The organism is Algoriphagus terrigena DSM 22685 (assembly GCF_000429445.1).
GTDB lineage: Bacteria > Bacteroidota > Bacteroidia > Cytophagales > Cyclobacteriaceae > Algoriphagus > Algoriphagus terrigena.
In genome coordinates, this window is record NZ_AUBW01000007.1 from 230,206 (window position 1) to 245,593 (window position 15,388).

16 protein-coding genes are annotated in these 15,388 nt (G+C 45.9%); 14 read left to right on the top strand and 2 right to left on the bottom strand.

Going from position 1 to position 15,388, the window contains the following annotated elements:
• Window positions 1–3: 3 nt before the first annotated feature.
• The gene (locus tag G459_RS0108225; RefSeq protein ID WP_026967222.1) at window positions 4–819 is read right to left on the bottom strand and encodes a 2,3,4,5-tetrahydropyridine-2,6-dicarboxylate N-succinyltransferase; all 816 of its coding nucleotides are present in this window, start codon (window positions 817–819) and stop codon (window positions 4–6) included.
• A gap of 206 nt (window positions 820–1,025) precedes the next feature.
• Here G459_RS0108225 and G459_RS0108230 point away from each other — a divergent pair, with 206 nt between their 5' ends.
• The 14 genes from G459_RS0108230 to G459_RS0108300 all read left to right on the top strand — a co-directional run bounded on the left by G459_RS0108230 (window position 1,026) and on the right by G459_RS0108300 (window position 14,670).
• Entirely contained in the window at window positions 1,026–1,967 is a 942-nt protein-coding gene (locus G459_RS0108230) for a glycosyltransferase (protein ID WP_157373296.1), read from the top strand.
• 324 nt (window positions 1,968–2,291) lie between these two features.
• A complete protein-coding gene (locus G459_RS0108235; protein ID WP_026967224.1) occupies window positions 2,292–2,954 on the top strand; it encodes a metal-dependent transcriptional regulator in 663 nt (220 codons plus the stop codon).
• The gene (locus G459_RS0108240) at window positions 2,951–3,868 is read left to right on the top strand and encodes a metal ABC transporter solute-binding protein, Zn/Mn family (RefSeq protein ID WP_026967225.1); all 918 of its coding nucleotides are present in this window, start codon (window positions 2,951–2,953) and stop codon (window positions 3,866–3,868) included. The genes G459_RS0108235 and G459_RS0108240 overlap by 4 nt, the downstream gene beginning before the upstream one ends.
• Window positions 3,865–4,653: a metal ABC transporter ATP-binding protein gene (locus tag G459_RS0108245; protein WP_026967226.1), complete on the top strand. Its 789-nt coding sequence runs from the start codon at window positions 3,865–3,867 to the stop codon at window positions 4,651–4,653. The genes G459_RS0108240 and G459_RS0108245 overlap by 4 nt, the downstream gene beginning before the upstream one ends.
• 1 nt (window position 4,654) lies before the next feature.
• Complete coding sequence (locus G459_RS0108250) at window positions 4,655–5,944, top strand: metal ABC transporter permease (RefSeq protein ID WP_026967227.1); 1,290 nt, start codon at window positions 4,655–4,657, stop codon at window positions 5,942–5,944.
• 175 nt (window positions 5,945–6,119) lie between these two features.
• Window positions 6,120–7,016 (top strand): metal ABC transporter permease, encoded by an 897-nt coding sequence (locus G459_RS27075; protein WP_051315131.1) that lies wholly within the window; start codon window positions 6,120–6,122, stop codon window positions 7,014–7,016.
• 12 nt (window positions 7,017–7,028) lie between these two features.
• Complete coding sequence (locus tag G459_RS0108260) at window positions 7,029–7,484, top strand: thioredoxin family protein (protein ID WP_035455446.1); 456 nt, start codon at window positions 7,029–7,031, stop codon at window positions 7,482–7,484.
• Window positions 7,481–8,863 (top strand): tRNA uridine-5-carboxymethylaminomethyl(34) synthesis GTPase MnmE, encoded by a 1,383-nt coding sequence (mnmE, locus tag G459_RS0108265; protein ID WP_026967229.1) that lies wholly within the window; start codon window positions 7,481–7,483, stop codon window positions 8,861–8,863. The genes G459_RS0108260 and mnmE overlap by 4 nt, the downstream gene beginning before the upstream one ends.
• Window positions 8,864–9,122: 259 nt before the next feature.
• Window positions 9,123–9,476 (top strand): helix-turn-helix domain-containing protein, encoded by a 354-nt coding sequence (locus G459_RS0108275; protein WP_026967230.1) that lies wholly within the window; start codon window positions 9,123–9,125, stop codon window positions 9,474–9,476.
• A 10-nt stretch (window positions 9,477–9,486) separates the two neighbouring features.
• Window positions 9,487–10,617 carry a tyrosine-type recombinase/integrase gene (locus tag G459_RS0108280; RefSeq protein WP_035455413.1) on the top strand — a complete coding sequence of 377 codons (1,131 nt, stop codon included), beginning with the start codon at window positions 9,487–9,489 and terminating at the stop codon, window positions 10,615–10,617.
• Between the two features lie 553 nt (window positions 10,618–11,170).
• On the top strand, window positions 11,171–11,527 hold the full coding sequence (locus tag G459_RS27080; RefSeq protein WP_051315133.1) for a helix-turn-helix domain-containing protein: 357 nt from the start codon (window positions 11,171–11,173) through the stop codon (window positions 11,525–11,527).
• Window positions 11,524–12,741 (top strand): primase-helicase family protein, encoded by a 1,218-nt coding sequence (locus G459_RS0108290; protein WP_026967232.1) that lies wholly within the window; start codon window positions 11,524–11,526, stop codon window positions 12,739–12,741. Before G459_RS27080 ends, G459_RS0108290 begins: the two co-directional genes overlap by 4 nt.
• Window positions 12,742–13,172: 431 nt before the next feature.
• On the top strand, window positions 13,173–13,517 hold the full coding sequence (locus G459_RS0108295; protein ID WP_035455415.1) for a plasmid mobilization protein: 345 nt from the start codon (window positions 13,173–13,175) through the stop codon (window positions 13,515–13,517).
• Window positions 13,507–14,670 (top strand): relaxase/mobilization nuclease domain-containing protein, encoded by a 1,164-nt coding sequence (locus G459_RS0108300; protein ID WP_026967234.1) that lies wholly within the window; start codon window positions 13,507–13,509, stop codon window positions 14,668–14,670. The genes G459_RS0108295 and G459_RS0108300 overlap by 11 nt, the downstream gene beginning before the upstream one ends.
• Before the next feature lie 374 nt (window positions 14,671–15,044).
• On the opposite strand, the gene G459_RS0108305 is transcribed toward G459_RS0108300, so the two are convergent.
• Window positions 15,045–15,388: transposase (locus G459_RS0108305; RefSeq protein WP_026967235.1), on the bottom strand; the 344-nt coding region annotated here is incomplete at its 5' end.

Here is a 15,388-nt window from a genome sequence, read left to right on the forward strand (position 1 = left end):
TTTTTAGACTGCTACGCTGTTTTCCCGAAGGGCATCATTGAGCGATGTCTTGAGGTCGGTAGAAGCCTTACGCTGTCCGATGATCAATGCACAGGGAACCTGATACGTTCCTGCTGCGAATTGCTTGGACAGCGAACCTGGAATAACCACAGAACGAGGAGGCACGAAACCTTTGTATTCGACAGGTTCAGATCCGGTCACGTCGATGATCTTTGAACTTGCTGTCAAAGTCACGCCAGCACCGATCACGGCCTCTTTTCCGATCCGCACTCCTTCTACTATGATCGCACGGGAGCCGATGAAAGCACCGTCTTCCACAATCACAGGAGCTGCCTGCACTGGCTCCAATACTCCACCGATACCAACACCACCACTCAAATGAACGTTTTTGCCGATCTGCGCGCAAGAACCGACAGTAGCCCAGGTGTCAACCATCGTGCCACTGTCCACATATGCTCCGATATTAACATAACTTGGCATCATCACGACTCCGGAGGCCAAGAAGGCACCATACCGTGCTACAGCGTGAGGAACTACACGCACACCCTGCGCAGCGTAGTTGGTTTTCAGAGCCATCTTATCATGAAACTCAAATGGTCCCACCTCTATCGTTTGCATCTTCTGAATAGGGAAATAGAGAATCACCGCCTTTTTCACCCAATCATTTACCTTCCAGTTGCCATCCTCAGTTGGCTCCGCACATCGGAGTTGACCGGCATCCAATTGTGAGATAATCGCCTTGATGGCGTCTTGGGTTTCTGTTTGCTTCAACATTTCGCGGTTTTCCCACGCAGCTTCAATGATTGTCTTCAGTTCCATTATTTTTTTTAGTTTCGTCAATGAGTCAGTTTCCGGCCCAAAAGATCCCCGTATTGATTGCTTCAACTCTGAAACCGATCCGGGATGTCAGGGCATTTGAGAAGCTGGCCTTTTCACTTGGCGAAACAAATACATACGAGCTTAACATCATAGGCTTTTCTCCTAAAAAGCCCAAATCTGCGCCAGGAATCCGATTTTTTTCCTCTATGAGTCATTTCGATTCGCGGCTCGACAGAATCTTGGCTCAAGGGCGATTTCTGAAATGCCTGCTGCAAGTCAGGCCAAAAATCCTCGTCTGCTGCACCTATGAACTCCTTCCGATCGCTTCCTTTTTCAAATCGATCCTCGGATACAGATTGGTGTATGACGTCCAGGAAAACTATCGTGCAAACCTCGATCTGAATCCTGCACTCTCTGACCCTGCAAGAGTACGAGCAAGCAAGCTGATCGAAAAGGCAGAAGCGGTAGGCGGCATTGACCTATTTCTCTTGGCAGAAAAATGCTACAGGAAGGAGATGCCTGACAAGAGGCCGTTCTTGATTCTGGAGAATAAATTCCAGGGAGAAATCAGCCCAAGCAAGCCGCTGAATTTTCAAGGGAAAAAGGAGTTTCGCTTCTGCATCTCGGGTACGATCACACCGGCCTTTGGGACAATTGATGCCATCCAGTGGTTTCGGGAAATCCTGAAAAGCTATCCGGAATCAAGACTGGAGATTATAGGTCACTGTCCAGTCGAATCGCTCTGGGTAGAACTTACGCAATATGACAAAGAGATTCCACAGCTCACCTTGTTCATTGACCGGAATCCAGTCTCCCACGACGTTCTGATCGCTGCTTTGGAGCAGGCTGATTTTGCCCTTCTGCCCTATCGAAACCACCCGGCTATTGCCGGCAAGATGCCCACCAAACTTTTTGAGTGCGCGGCTCTCGGCATCCCGGTCCTCATCAGCGCCAATCCAATCTGGGAACAATTCCTGAGTGATTTTGACGGCGGCACTTCTATGGACTTTTTGAATCCATCCAAGGCTGCTGATCAATTGCGGGATGCTTTGGATCAAACTTACTTCACAACACTCCCTCCCAAGTCCATCCTGTGGACAACTGAAACGCCTCATTTACAGCAGGCTTTTCAAAATCTCTTCTCCTAATCACTCAAAAATTCCGCTACTGAGTGGACAACTCCCCGAAGTTATCCACTCAGTGCCCCGTTTGGACACCCGTTTTCTCCAAATGGAAACTGGAGATTTTGAGTCCAATGCAGCAAACTTCACGGTAGATGTTACAATTAAGTAACTGATATTATGCAAGTTGTGCTGATTTATTATTGTATCTAAATATATTTTTAGCCATACCTAAAACAGAAAACACAATTGAAATCGGGTTTTCCACAGGTGATTTAGCTTCCATGAAATTTATTTTTAGCTATATCTAAAATAATTTTTATATTTGACTCATTGTTAAAAAGTACAGCTATGGATCTGACGACTGCGGAAGAGAACTACCTCAAAGCCATCTACCACCTCTCCGATGGAGGAAAGAAAAGTGTAGCCACGAATGACATCGCAGCGGAGATGAAGAATAAGCCCGCGTCGGTGAGCGACATGCTACGCAAGCTGGGAGAAAAAGAAGTGATCGAATACCGGAAGTATTATGGGCTTCAGATGACCGAATCAGGAAAGCGATTTGCCCTGCAGACCATTCGGAAACACCGTCTCTGGGAAGTGTTTTTGGTTGAGAAGCTCAATTTCGCCTGGGACGAAGTCCATGAAGTGGCCGAGCAATTGGAGCACATCAACTCGGCCTTGTTGATACAGCGACTGGACTCCTATTTGAACTATCCCAAGTTTGACCCGCACGGCGATCCGATCCCGGACGAGTTTGGGGATGTCCGGGCCAGGCCGCGGGTGCATCTGAATGAGATGGAGATCAACCAAACCGGGCAGATCGTAGCTGTGAAGGATAGCTCAGCCGCCTTCCTCCGATACCTGGACAAGGTCGGCGCATACATCGGCGCCCGCATCAAGGTTCTCGACAAAGTAGAGTTTGACGGCTCGCTGGAGATCCTGGTAGACCAGAAGAAGACCCTGTTTATGTCCAAGGACGTGGCCGGCAACATATTGGTGCAGCAATCATGAGAGGTCTGTTAATCTTGCTTTTATTCACGGTCGTAGCACTGACATCCTGTAAGTCTGACTCCAAAGAACTTAGAGACAAACCGAGGATTGTAGCAACGACAAGCATCTTGGCGGATGGAATCAGAAATCTAGTCGGAGACGAGGCCGAAGTCGTGGCCTTGATGCCGGCCGGAGTTGATCCACACCTATACAAAGCCTCGGTCAGAGATTTGGATCTTTTGACCAATGCAGACTTGGTCATCTACCATGGATTGTTTCTGGAGGGGAAGATGACTGAGATCTTTGAAAAGTTGGCCCTTAGTCAGCCGTTGATCAACATCTCCGACGGACTTCCAAAAGATCGGCTCCTCCGCTCCGGTCCGGAAAGTCACAGCGTCGATCCCCATATTTGGTTTGACGTTAACCTTTGGTCAATGGCGTTGGAGTACACGGCCGAAGAATTAATCCACTGGAAGCCTGAATGGAAGTCATCTGTTGAACAGAATTCGAATAGTTATCTAGCTAAGCTTACCACCCTTGATTCCGAGGTTCGACTCAAGGTCAATGAACTCCGGTCAGCCGGTCAAGTCTTGGTGACCGCCCACGATGCTTTTGCTTATTTCGGAAAAGCGTATCAACTCCCGGTCAAGTCTCTTCAGGGACTTTCGACACTCAGCGAACCGGGACTTCGCGATTTGACTGAACTGATTCAAGTCGTTGAAGAAAATAATGTAAAGGCAATCTTTGCGGAGCAGACCATCTCCCCAAAAGCAATCCGCGCCGTCGCTGCCGGAGCCGCAGAGAGAAACCACCAGGTCAAACTTGCCGGACCACTTTTCACAGACAGCTTGGACGCGGAGGGAACTCCCGCCGGAACCTATATCGGGATGGTCAACACCAACCTGCAAATCATCTACGAAAACCTATTGCAATGATCACACAAGTAGAAAATCCGATTCTTGAGATTCACGACCTTACGGTCAGCTATGATCAAAATCCCGTTTTGTGGAATGTGGATCTCAGCTTGCCAGCCGGCAACTTGGTAGGAATCTTGGGCCCAAATGGCGCGGGAAAATCCACCTTGATCAAGGCTATCATGGGCTTGATCACTCCTACCTCTGGCTATGTCAAGGTTTTTGACAAACCGATGAATGACGTCCGCGCCCGGATCAGCTATGTGCCCCAGCGGGAATCAGTCGACTGGAATTTCCCCGCTTCCGTCTTAGATGTGGTCATGATGGGAACGTATGGGAAACTTGGCCTTTTCCGCCGTCCGGGAAAAAAGGAAAAGGACCTCGCCATCAAATGTCTGGAGCAAGTCGGGATGAGCGGGTTTGTAGGTCGGCAGATCTCAGAACTTTCCGGCGGCCAGCAGCAGCGGGTTTTCATCGCAAGGGCGTTGGCACAGGAAGCGGATCTGTACCTGATGGATGAGCCGTTTGCCGGGGTCGATATGGCGACGGAGACTGCGATCTTTCAGCTGCTTCAGGAAATGACCGCAGCCGGCAAGACCGTCATTGTCGTACACCACGACATCCACTCCGCGATGAATTTCTTTGATTGGCTGATCATGCTCAACCTGCATTTGGTTGCTTCCGGACCAAAAGAAATTGTGATGAATGAAGAGATGCTCCGCAAAACCTACGGCGGCAAACTCAACCTGCTCACACGGGTCACCGACCTGATCCGGCAAAAAGATTTCAACCCATTGAAAGGCTGACATGGAAGATTTTCTCTACTTCTTTACGTTTCAGGATCCATCGATTGCTTGGGTGGTGTTGGGCATTACGCTGCTCGGAGTCGGATCGGCCTATGTCGGGACTTTTTCCTTTCTCGACAAAAAAGCCCTGCTGGGCGACGCCATTTCCCACGCGGTACTGCCAGGGATTTGTTTGGGTTTTATCATGGCGGGAGAAAAAAACCCGGTTTACATCGTTTCCGGAGCATTTCTGTCGGGAGCTGCGGCCACCTTTATGAGTTCGTGGTTGAGACGCAATACCAAGCTCAGCGATGATACCATCATCGCCACGATCCTTTCCGTCTTTTTTGGATTCGGAATTGTCCTCCTCACCGCCCTTCAAAAATCCGGAAATCCGGAAGTTGCCGGTTTGAACTCATTCATTTTCGGAAATGCCATCGGGATTTCCGAAAACGATCTGATGCTGTACGGCGGACTTTCGCTGGTCATCATCCTGGTGCTGACACTTCTTTTGAAGGAATTCCGATTGATGGTCTTCGATCCTGAATACGGCAAGGCCATCGGTTTTCCGATGAAATTCATCTCGTTCCTGTTCAATGTCCTGATGATCTTGGCCGTGGTCATCGGCATCCAGGCAATCGGTGTGGTGCTGATGGCAGCGCTACTGATCACGCCGGGAGCTGCTGCCAGATTCTGGACCGATCGGTTAAATCCGCTTTTGATCCTTGCTGCATTGTTCTCCGTGCTTTCCGGCATACTGGGCACCTACGTCTCCTTCGTACTGCCGAAGATGCCGACCGGCCCTTGGGTAGTCGTCTTTCTGTCGGTGTTTGCGATGATCTCATTTTTGATCTCTCCGAAAAGCGGGATCATCTTCCGGTATTTTGCACGAAAAAAATACCTTCGAAAAACCCACCGGGATCACCTGATGAAGGCGCTCTATAAAGCCAACGAGGAAGGCAAAACAGGCCTCAATATAGAAGAAATCTATCAGCTCTACCCCTACCAAAAAGTTGAAACCAACCAATCAATTCATGATTTAGTAATGGCGAACTTTATCACTAATAATCAGTCATTTATAAAATTGACAGAGACGGGAATTTCGGATGCTATGCGCATCGTCAGGCTTCACAGACTCTGGGAATTGTACCTCAATGAGTCAATGAATATCGCTCCCGATCACGTGCACGATTCTGCCGAGCAACTGGAGCATTTGATCACCCCGGAGCTGGAGGCTTTGTTGGAGAAGAGGCTCAACTATCCCATGCTCGATCCGCACCAGGAACCCATCCCAAGACCAAACAAGCAATGACCCGATTACCAACTTATTCTCCTTACTCTTACCTCTTGATTCTTTGCTTCGACTCCTGTCACACTGAGCGAAGTCGAAGTGTCAGCATGACAGAGATTCTTGATTCTTGGCTCTCGATTCTTGGCTCCTGACTCTTGATACCAGATACTTGTTACTTGATACTAACTATTAAAACATGACCTTCGACAGCAACGCATTTCTGATCATCTTCACAGGTTCACTGATCGCGATCTCCTGTGGGTTTCTGGGCGTCTTCATGATGCTTCGCAAGATGTCCATGACTGGCGACGCCATCTCCCATGCAGTTTTGCCGGGCATCGTCATCGGCTTTTTCGTCTCCGGAAGTCAACGAAGCCTCGAAGTAATCATCGGGGCTGGACTTTTGGGAATCTTGGCGACGCTGATGATCGACTGGCTACGCAAAAAAGCCCGGGTACAGCTGGACGCGTCCATCGGGATCACCTTCACCCTACTCTTTGCCATCGGCATTATCCTGATCAATCTACTCGCTTACAAAGTCGATTTGGATCAGGAATGTGTGCTGTATGGAGAGATCGCTTACCTGCCGATCGACAGTTGGATCACGAAAAACGGGATGAATCTTGGACCTAGGATCACTTGGCTGGCAGGCTTGAATTTCCTATTTGTCGTCGGTTTTATCTACCTGTTATTTAAGGAGTTGGTACTAACTAGCTTCGATGAGAACTTTAGCTCAGTGATGGGCATTCCCGCCAAGGGGATCAACCTTGCATTGATGAGTATCGTATCTTACACCACGGTAAGCAGCTTCGAATCTGTTGGCGCGATATTGGTAGTTGCCCTTTTGGTGGTGCCGCCTGCTACGGCTTTTCTATGGACCAAAAGCCTAATGCCGCTTTTGAAGCTCACCGCCGTGATGGGTGTTTTGATTGCACTGTTCGGTTACTATCTTGCCTACCTGATCGACAGTTCGATCGCGGGGATGATGGTGTTGGTTGCCGGGGTTTTCTTCGGCATAAGTGCTTTGATTCACAGCAAAAAGCCCAGTTGGATGGGACGAACTTCTTCAACAAGTCAACCGTTTGGAGTCTAAATGATTATGAAAATGAAACACCTGGTCACACTTGCGTTCGCGCTTTTGATAAGCTTTTCTGTCCAAGCGCAGGATCAGATCGAATGGATGAAATTTGAAGAGGCAATCGAAGCCAATAAAACCAATCCAAAGATGCTGCTCGTCGACGTCTATACCGACTGGTGTGGCTGGTGCAAGAAGATGGATAAGGAAACCTTCACGGATCCAAAGGTCATTGCACATATCAAGGCTAATTATTATGCCGTGAAGTTAAATGCTGAAAACACCCAACGGAGTTTCGATTTCATGGGCAAAACCTACAATGAAGCCCAGATGGCTGCGGCTATGAGAGTTCGCTCCTATCCCAATTTTGTGGTCATCGAACCCAAACTCCAAAACATCGCCCAGCTTCCGGGATACCGAAAGCCCGAAGAATTCCTGGCGGGACTGAATGATCTAGTCGACAAAGCATTTAAACAAAAACAATGAGTTTTTCGCTTTCTGAGCAAAACGATACCATCATCGCGTTGGCAACCCCGCAAGGTGTCGGCGCAATCGCAGTGATCCGGCTTTCCGGAAAAGACGCCATCTCGCTGACCAATGCTGTTTTCTTCGGCAAAAACTTAGAAAATCAAGCTTCCCACACCATTCACTTTGGTACCATTCGGGATGGAGAAAAGATCATCGACGAAGTCCTGGTCTCGCTTTTCATCGCTCCAACCTCGTTTACCAAGGAAAATGTCGTAGAAATCTCTACGCACGGCTCATCCTATATCGTCAATCAGGTCATCAAGCTTTTTATCCGCAAAGGAGCGCGCCCGGCAAAGCCCGGAGAATTCACTCAGCGCGCTTTCCTTAACGGTCAGTTCGATCTGGCGCAAGCTGAGGCCGTTGCTGATTTGATCCATGCAGATTCCGAAACCTCCCATCAGGCGGCCTTGAGTCAGATGCGCGGTGGATTTAGCTCTGAGATACAAGAGCTTAGAAGCCGGTTGATCCATTTTGCTTCCATGATCGAGTTGGAGTTGGACTTTGGTGAAGAAGATGTAGAGTTTGCCAGCCGCGAGGAATTAAGGACGCTCGTCGAGCGGCTTCTACGGGTCGTAGAGGAATTGATCTTGAGCTTCGATCTGGGAAATGTGATCAAAAACGGCGTTCCCACCGTGATAGCAGGCAAACCAAACGCGGGGAAATCCACGCTGCTCAATGCGCTGCTCAATGAAGAAAAAGCCATCGTCTCGGAGATTGCCGGTACGACGCGAGATTTCATCGAGGATGAAATCAATATCGGCGGGGTGATCTTTCGATTCATCGACACAGCCGGACTGCGGGAAACCACCGACACCATCGAGGCCATCGGCGTCAGCCGAACTCAGGAGAAGATGAAGACCGCTTCGCTGATTCTGTACCTTTTTGATCTGGGAGATACCGACCTGGTGGAGATCAACCGGGAGATCAACAAATTGGAAAATCAGGGAGTGCCTTTCCTGAAAGTTGCAAATAAGGTCGACAAGGCTAATTCAGAGTTGGTAAATGAGTTAACCAAGCAACATCCCGACACGATCTTCATCTCTGCGGGAAAAAAAGAGAACCTGGAAGGACTCAAAGCCAAGATCCTCGCGCTGGTCAATCTGGACAAATTCCGAACAGGAAATACGGTTGTGACCAACGTCCGCCACTACGATTCACTGGTCAAAACCCGCGAGTCCTTGTTGGACATCCTTGCTGGTTTGGACAATCAGGTCACCAATGATTTTGTTGCAATGGATATTCGCAGATCTCTTCACTTCCTTGGCACCATCACAGGTGAGATAACCACAGATGACTTGCTGGAGAACATCTTTAGGAATTTTTGCATCGGGAAGTAAAACGGTATAAACAGTTCTAAATTACTCTAAGTAAACACAAATAAAACCCTCTAATTGAACAAATTAGAGGGTTTTTCATTTTTGATTGTTTTTCATCAATTCTGAAAATTTACAGAATATTTGTACCGTATTTGTACCGTTTTTTGGCGGTACAAATTTTTTGCTAAATTGGGGGAGATTATGAAACAATGGGAAACAACCAGAAACAACTGGAAACAGTGGGAAACAACCAGAAACAAACTGACCGATTAATACAGCTATGAGTTCGAACATCAGAATAACCCGGATATGCCAGTTTTGCGGAGGTTCGTTTACGGCAAAGACCACTGTAACCAAGTATTGCGGCGATAACTGCTCGAAGAGGGCTTATAAACTGCGGATGAAAGAAGAGAAAATCCAGCAAAGCAATACTGAGACCGCAACCACCTTGAACCAAGCCTGGGTCAACGCCAGCCAAAAGGACTACTTAAATGTGAAGGAGACCTGCGTGTTTATGGGGATCAGCCGAACGACGCTTTGGCGATTGGTCAGCAAAGACTCGTTGAGCGCAAAAAGTATCGGAAGAAAGAGGATTTTCAGGAAATCTGAGCTAGAGACATTTTTGAACCAATAGCCACTATTCTATGAAAGCGATCAAAGTCACATTAAGGAAGCGTCCTCTGGAAAACAACAAAGTCAGCTTGTACTTGGACTTCTATCCTCCTATCGTAGATCCCCAATCAGGGCAGAAAAAAAGAAGGGACTATCTGGGGTTGCATATTTTCGCCAACCCGAAAACCCATACTGAAAAGGAGTTCAACCGGATCTGCCTCTTAAAGGCCGAAAGTATACGAAACCAAAAGGAAATCGAATTCCTAAACAGCAACTTTGGGTTTTATGACAAATTCAACCAAAAACGGAATTTCCTACAGTACTTTGTCGAAAAAGGAAGAGCCCATTCCACTTCCGATGGAAACCGGGGGAATTGGCAAAGCGCATTCGAGCACCTGAATATTTATACTGGGGGAACCTGCACATTCGCGGATGTTACCCCAGAATTTTGCCAGGGTTTTAAAGAATATCTCTCAAGAACAAAATCCATCGGGAGAAACCATAGGCTGTCAGCAAATACCCAACTCAGCTACTTTGCCAAACTTAGGGCTGCCCTGAAAGATGCGATTAAAGAGCGGCTTATTACGGCAGACCCTTGTATTGCGATCAGCAATATAAGAGCGGAAGGCAGCACTCGGGTCTACCTTACCCAAGCTGAAGTAAAGAAGCTCTACCAAACCCCATGTCCTGCACTACCCGCTTTGCGGATTGCGGCTCTTTTTTCCTGTCTCACCGGACTTCGATGGTCTGATATCGAGAAACTGACCTGGAGTGAAATCGAAGAAACGGACCAATCCAACATTTCATTGCTAAAGTATCGCCAGAAGAAGACCGGCAGATCGGAGTATTTGCCGATTTCCAGTCAGGCGAGGGGGATTTTGGGAGAAAGACAGCTTCAATCTGAACGCGTTTTTCCAAACTTGAAGTATTCGGCCACCAACAATACGATTTTGAAAAGCTGGGTTCTCAGTGCCGGTATTCTAAAAAATGTCACGTTTCACTGCTTTCGTCACACCTATGCTACGTTACAGTTGGCTGGTGGCACGGATATCTATGTGATCTCAGGCAATCTCGGCCATAGCCAACTCAAAACGACAGAGATCTACACCAAAATCACCAATGAGAAAAAGATAGAATCTGCCGACAAAATAAAGCTGTACTAACTAATTCAATATCATTACGAATAATTATTTTTATGGGTTGGAGCCCAAAACCTATCCAGTATTTGTCATTGATTTTTGGCTAACACAAAAAAAATAAAATTTTTTTGCGTCTATTTTTCAGAGTAATTCCTCCCATTGAGCGTATATAAATATATACACATATTCAGATATATACCCATTTATAAATAACAAACATTATTATTTAAAATACGTTTTAAAGCAAACAACCTTCATAAATTGGATTATTTAAATAATATATAACTATATCTATATTTAACTTTAAAAAACACAAGACTTGTCAAATGTTAACAAAAAACAGCTTTATAAGCTAAGCTATAATGTGCTGATTTTCTGATATTAATGAATCTTACTAATCTAATGAATAATGGACACAATATATCCACATATATAGATATAAACATATATGATCAGTTTTGAAAACTGTATTTTTTAACCAAATCCAACTTGATACAACCAATTCAATAAGCAGTTTTGTAGGCTTGTTTTACTGCTGAACATTTTTCTAAATTCCAACAACCAAAACAACAATGTCATGAAATCAGACAATCCATTTGAAGTCTTAAATAGTCGACTAGATGAAATATTCAATAGGCTAGATGAAATCCAAAATTTAAAAGAAGACTCTCGTGATGTAGAGGAATCCAAGATAATCTTGAACGTTAGGGAGGCGGCCGAACTGCTTAACCTGAGCGTCTATTCGATCTATGCAAAGACTTCCAAAAAAGAAATCCCATTTTCCAAGAGGGGAAGACACCTCTATTTTTTCAAGGGAGACCTAATCGACTGGCTAAGGAAAGCTGCCTTTAAGACAAAGGATGAAATTGAGCAGGAAGCACATGATGTGCTCTTGAACCAAAAGCATCGACCTGCCAAAAGATATAAGGTATGAACAGCGCTACAGACAAATACATCCGAGTTGGGACGTCTCTTTTTAAGCGAGTGAAGAAACCCATGATGAGCGGCAAGGATGAAGAAATGATGATTTCCTGGAACCTGGACACCATCAAGCAGGACTTTGCCAATTGGCGGGATGTGGTGAAAGGGATGGAACGGTACAACGGATTTTGTACCATACCGGAACATCTGGACTACCAGCGCAACTATCAAGGCTTCTACAATCTTTACGAACCCATCACCGTTTGCCCAGAGCCTGGAGAATGCCCCAACATTCTGCGCTTCGTGAAGCATATTTTTGGTGATCAGTACGAGATAGGACTAGACTATCTTCAACTGCTCTTCACCAAACCCAGTCAGCGTCTTCCGGTACTTTGTCTGGTCAGCAGTGAGGGAAACACAGGGAAAACCACCTTTTTGAATCTATTGAAGGCCATCTATGGCAATAACATGACCTTCAACACCAACTCGGATTTCAGAAGCAATTTCAATTCTGATTGGGTATCCAAGCTGATCATCGCAATAGACGAAGTGTTGCTGGACAGAAAGGAAGACAGCGAGAAAATCAAAAATCTGAGTACTGCCAAATCTTATAAAGCCGAAGCGAAGGGTAAAGACCGATTTGAGGTAGAGTTTTTTGGCAAGATCATCCTGTGCTCAAACAACGAGGATAATTTCATGGTCATCGGAGTTCAAGAGACCAGATATTGGGTGAGAAAGGTTCCCACGTTGGAAAAGCTGGATCCCGATTTTCTTTACAAGCTGGAAGCTGAGCTTCCCCACCTACTCCACTACTTGCTTCACCGAAAGCTTGCGACGGCCAAGAGTTCCAGGATGTGGTTTACTCCCGAGCAGATCTATACACCTGCACTTCGGAGGGTGAAATCCTATTCAGTAAACAAGGTGGAGCTTGAGCTTTTCGAGACTATCAAGGAAATCATGGAAAGTCGTGAGCTGTCTGAATTTTGCCTGACCAATACCCATGCAAAGAAATTATTGGAAAGATCCGGCTTCTCTGTCTCTCGATCTTACGTCCGAAAAATCCTGGAAGAAGTATGGAAGCTGAAGCAGTATCCCAACTCCTCCAACTTCACCGCTTACCAGTACGACTCAACGGGCAGCATCTACGAAAAAGAAGAGAAAGGAAGGTATTACAAAATCCTTCAACAGGAATTAGAGCGGATTTTCTCTGGAATGTTGACTAATTGACCTATACGTCTGAATATAAATCAATTACAAAGTCAACATTCAGTCAACATTTGGTAAACAATTGAAACAAATGTTGACTGGCGATCAACATACCACTAGGAATGTTGACTCGAAAGTTGACCAAATGTTTACCTCATATAACTCTGTATTTCAGATCACTAGACCGTAAAGTCAACAAATCAACATTTTATTGGGAGTTTTTCCGTGTTCCAAACCCAAGGAAGAAGTTGATAACTGATATTGACCACAAACTGGCGTCTTTTTCTTTTTGCTGTAAGCTCCGATTGATGACTTCAAAAGAAGCACAGTGCAGCTAAAAATCAGGATCCACAATAACGGGTCGCTTTGCGAAGCAAGCCATGTTTTGGTCAGACCAAAACGCTTGCTCGCACCACTCGAAAAACAAAAATTCACGCTGTTCCTTTTCCAAAATGGCAAGACCAAGAATACCACAAAAAGAAAAAAGAGAGATCAAGTTCACCTTCAAGATGAATGAGCGGGAAGTCAAGGCACTGGCCGAGATGGGCGAATACGCCAATCTCAGTTCCACAGAGGTAATTCGATCCTGCCTTTTCAAAAACAGGTTATTGAAAGCGCGAGTACCAAGCATCGACTTAAAAACCTATCTGGAGCTCAAGAAGATCGGAACCAACATCAACCAAATCGCAAAGCACTACAATTCAGGGAAGGAAGTCCCGCCAGAAAAGCTGAACGCCTTCATCTCTCTTCGCGACAAGCTGGACAACGTTTTAAAAAAACTTATCAATGATCGCTAAGCAATCCATCGGAACCTCTTTTCTAGGTGCGTTGAACTACAACCTCAAAAAGATGTATTCCCAAGCCCCCAGTCTACGAGCAGAACTGCTGGACACGAACTTTGTGAGTCTGAGGCAGGATCTGATCAAACGTGAGCTTTCCATCCTTAGAGACTTGAATCCCCGGCTTAAGCGAAATACCTACCATACCAGTTTGAATTTCGCCACCGGTGAAACTATCTCCAATCAAAAGATGCTAGAAATAGCACAGGAGTATATGGGAAAAATGGGCTTTGACAACAATGCCTACTTCATATTCCGACATCACGATTCCTCCCACCCACATTGTCATATTCTTTGTCTCAGAAATCGCTTCGACGGGACTGTTGTCAGCGACAGCAACAACTTCAAGCGCAGCGAGGAAATCGTCAGGGAACTGGAAAAGAAACACGGATTGACAATCGTCGAGGATAGTCTGAAAGCGAAGCTAAAAGCACCAAACAAGGACGAACTGGAAATGGTGATCCGAACAGGCAATGCTTCGCAGCGAATGCTGATGCAGGAAAAAGTGACTCAAGAGCTTAAGTGCTCTGCAAATCTCGCTGACTTGATCCAAAACTTGGAGAAGAAAGGAATCCACCTCCTTTTCAACCAAGCCAGTACTGGCCGGGTGTCTGGCATCACCTATCTGAGTAAGGATTTCAAAGCCAAAGGCCAAGCCCTAGGAAACCAGTTCAAATGGTCAAACATCGAAAAATCAATCAATTATGAGCAAGCTAGAGACTGCCAAGAAATTAGTGCGGCAAACCATCGAACAAAATCAATCTTCGGAGGATCTACAGGCACAGAGCAAAAATCAGATCCACTTTCTATTGACCCAACTGAACGAGATCATCCAAAAAACCCACTCTCTGAACAAGAGTCAAGACGCAATGGGAACGAGCTTACACCAAATCTCGCAGCAACAACAGCAGGAATTGGAATCGATCAAACACAGCATCCGACTGTTGATCAAGAGTCAACGCATGACGCGAACGATACTTCTACTCTTCTATCTCACACTTCTGATGCCCTTGCTGGCCTTGGTGAGCTGCTTGGGAATCTTTCGCCTTCTGGGAATCTAGCCCGGGACCGCAAAAAGAAAAAGAACCTTGACGAAGGGCTTAGCAGATAAACCAATGGAAAAAAGTTATCTCCGTAATTTTCCCAGGCCTTTGAGGGGGCCGGAAAATTCCAGAATAACTTTTCCGTACTTACACACTTAATTGAAGCTACCATGGAATTGTTGAAACCTGTAGCCTCAAATTTGTTTACGTGTTCCTTGCAATTTGTGTTTTTGTGACACAAATTCTCTCGAATTTGCCTCCCCAAACCGACTTACCTTTGGCGTTACCTGTTTAATACGGTATATCCAAAGGAGTTTAGAACCTCCCAACTCCGCTCACTTTTACAAGAGAATCGACTTAAGAAATTGAAAAGGATATGTCGGTATAGAGATATATTATTCCAAAAAATCTATTTACATATTTTTTTGGTTCTACCCTTAAGTTAGTGAGGATATAAGTTTAGGCCTCCATGGAAGAATAAAATAGCGCTTCTAAAGTTGGCGAATGTTCGATAGCCTTTTCCCACTGTTTTGAGTTCCTGTATTTTACCGTTTAGGCGTTCGGCCATTGCATTGTTTAGGTTGGTGAGTAATGCATTGACCACTCCGGAAACATGCCTGTTAAACATCTCTACGACCTTGTCTATTTCTTTGATTTTTCTTTGAGTCGCATCGGTACTCCATCGGTTAAACAACAGTCTGGCGAAAAGCTTTCCTACACTGAACAACTCCTTGAAGTTTTCCCGCACCTGCCAGGCTTTGCTCACCTCATAGTTGGCATCGGCGA

Bases quoted from the DNA above. Each gene is read 5' to 3' on its own strand.
- G459_RS0108225 (WP_026967222.1), bottom strand. From the start codon at position 819: ATGGAACTGAAGACAATCATTGAAGCTGCGTGGGAAAACCGCGAAATG.
- G459_RS0108250 (WP_026967227.1), top strand. From the start codon at position 4,655: ATGGAAGATTTTCTCTACTTCTTTACGTTTCAGGATCCATCGATTGCT.
- G459_RS0108230 (WP_157373296.1), top strand. From the start codon at position 1,026: ATGAGTCATTTCGATTCGCGGCTCGACAGAATCTTGGCTCAAGGGCGA.
- G459_RS0108275 (WP_026967230.1), top strand. From the start codon at position 9,123: ATGAGTTCGAACATCAGAATAACCCGGATATGCCAGTTTTGCGGAGGT.
- G459_RS0108235 (WP_026967224.1), top strand. From the start codon at position 2,292: ATGGATCTGACGACTGCGGAAGAGAACTACCTCAAAGCCATCTACCAC.
- G459_RS0108295 (WP_035455415.1), top strand. From the start codon at position 13,173: ATGGCAAGACCAAGAATACCACAAAAAGAAAAAAGAGAGATCAAGTTC.
- G459_RS27080 (WP_051315133.1), top strand. From the start codon at position 11,171: ATGAAATCAGACAATCCATTTGAAGTCTTAAATAGTCGACTAGATGAA.
- G459_RS27075 (WP_051315131.1), top strand. From the start codon at position 6,120: ATGACCTTCGACAGCAACGCATTTCTGATCATCTTCACAGGTTCACTG.
- G459_RS0108260 (WP_035455446.1), top strand. From the start codon at position 7,029: ATGAAACACCTGGTCACACTTGCGTTCGCGCTTTTGATAAGCTTTTCT.
- G459_RS0108245 (WP_026967226.1), top strand. From the start codon at position 3,865: ATGATCACACAAGTAGAAAATCCGATTCTTGAGATTCACGACCTTACG.
- G459_RS0108240 (WP_026967225.1), top strand. From the start codon at position 2,951: ATGAGAGGTCTGTTAATCTTGCTTTTATTCACGGTCGTAGCACTGACA.
- G459_RS0108280 (WP_035455413.1), top strand. From the start codon at position 9,487: ATGAAAGCGATCAAAGTCACATTAAGGAAGCGTCCTCTGGAAAACAAC.
- G459_RS0108290 (WP_026967232.1), top strand. From the start codon at position 11,524: ATGAACAGCGCTACAGACAAATACATCCGAGTTGGGACGTCTCTTTTT.
- mnmE (WP_026967229.1), top strand. From the start codon at position 7,481: ATGAGTTTTTCGCTTTCTGAGCAAAACGATACCATCATCGCGTTGGCA.
- G459_RS0108300 (WP_026967234.1), top strand. From the start codon at position 13,507: ATGATCGCTAAGCAATCCATCGGAACCTCTTTTCTAGGTGCGTTGAAC.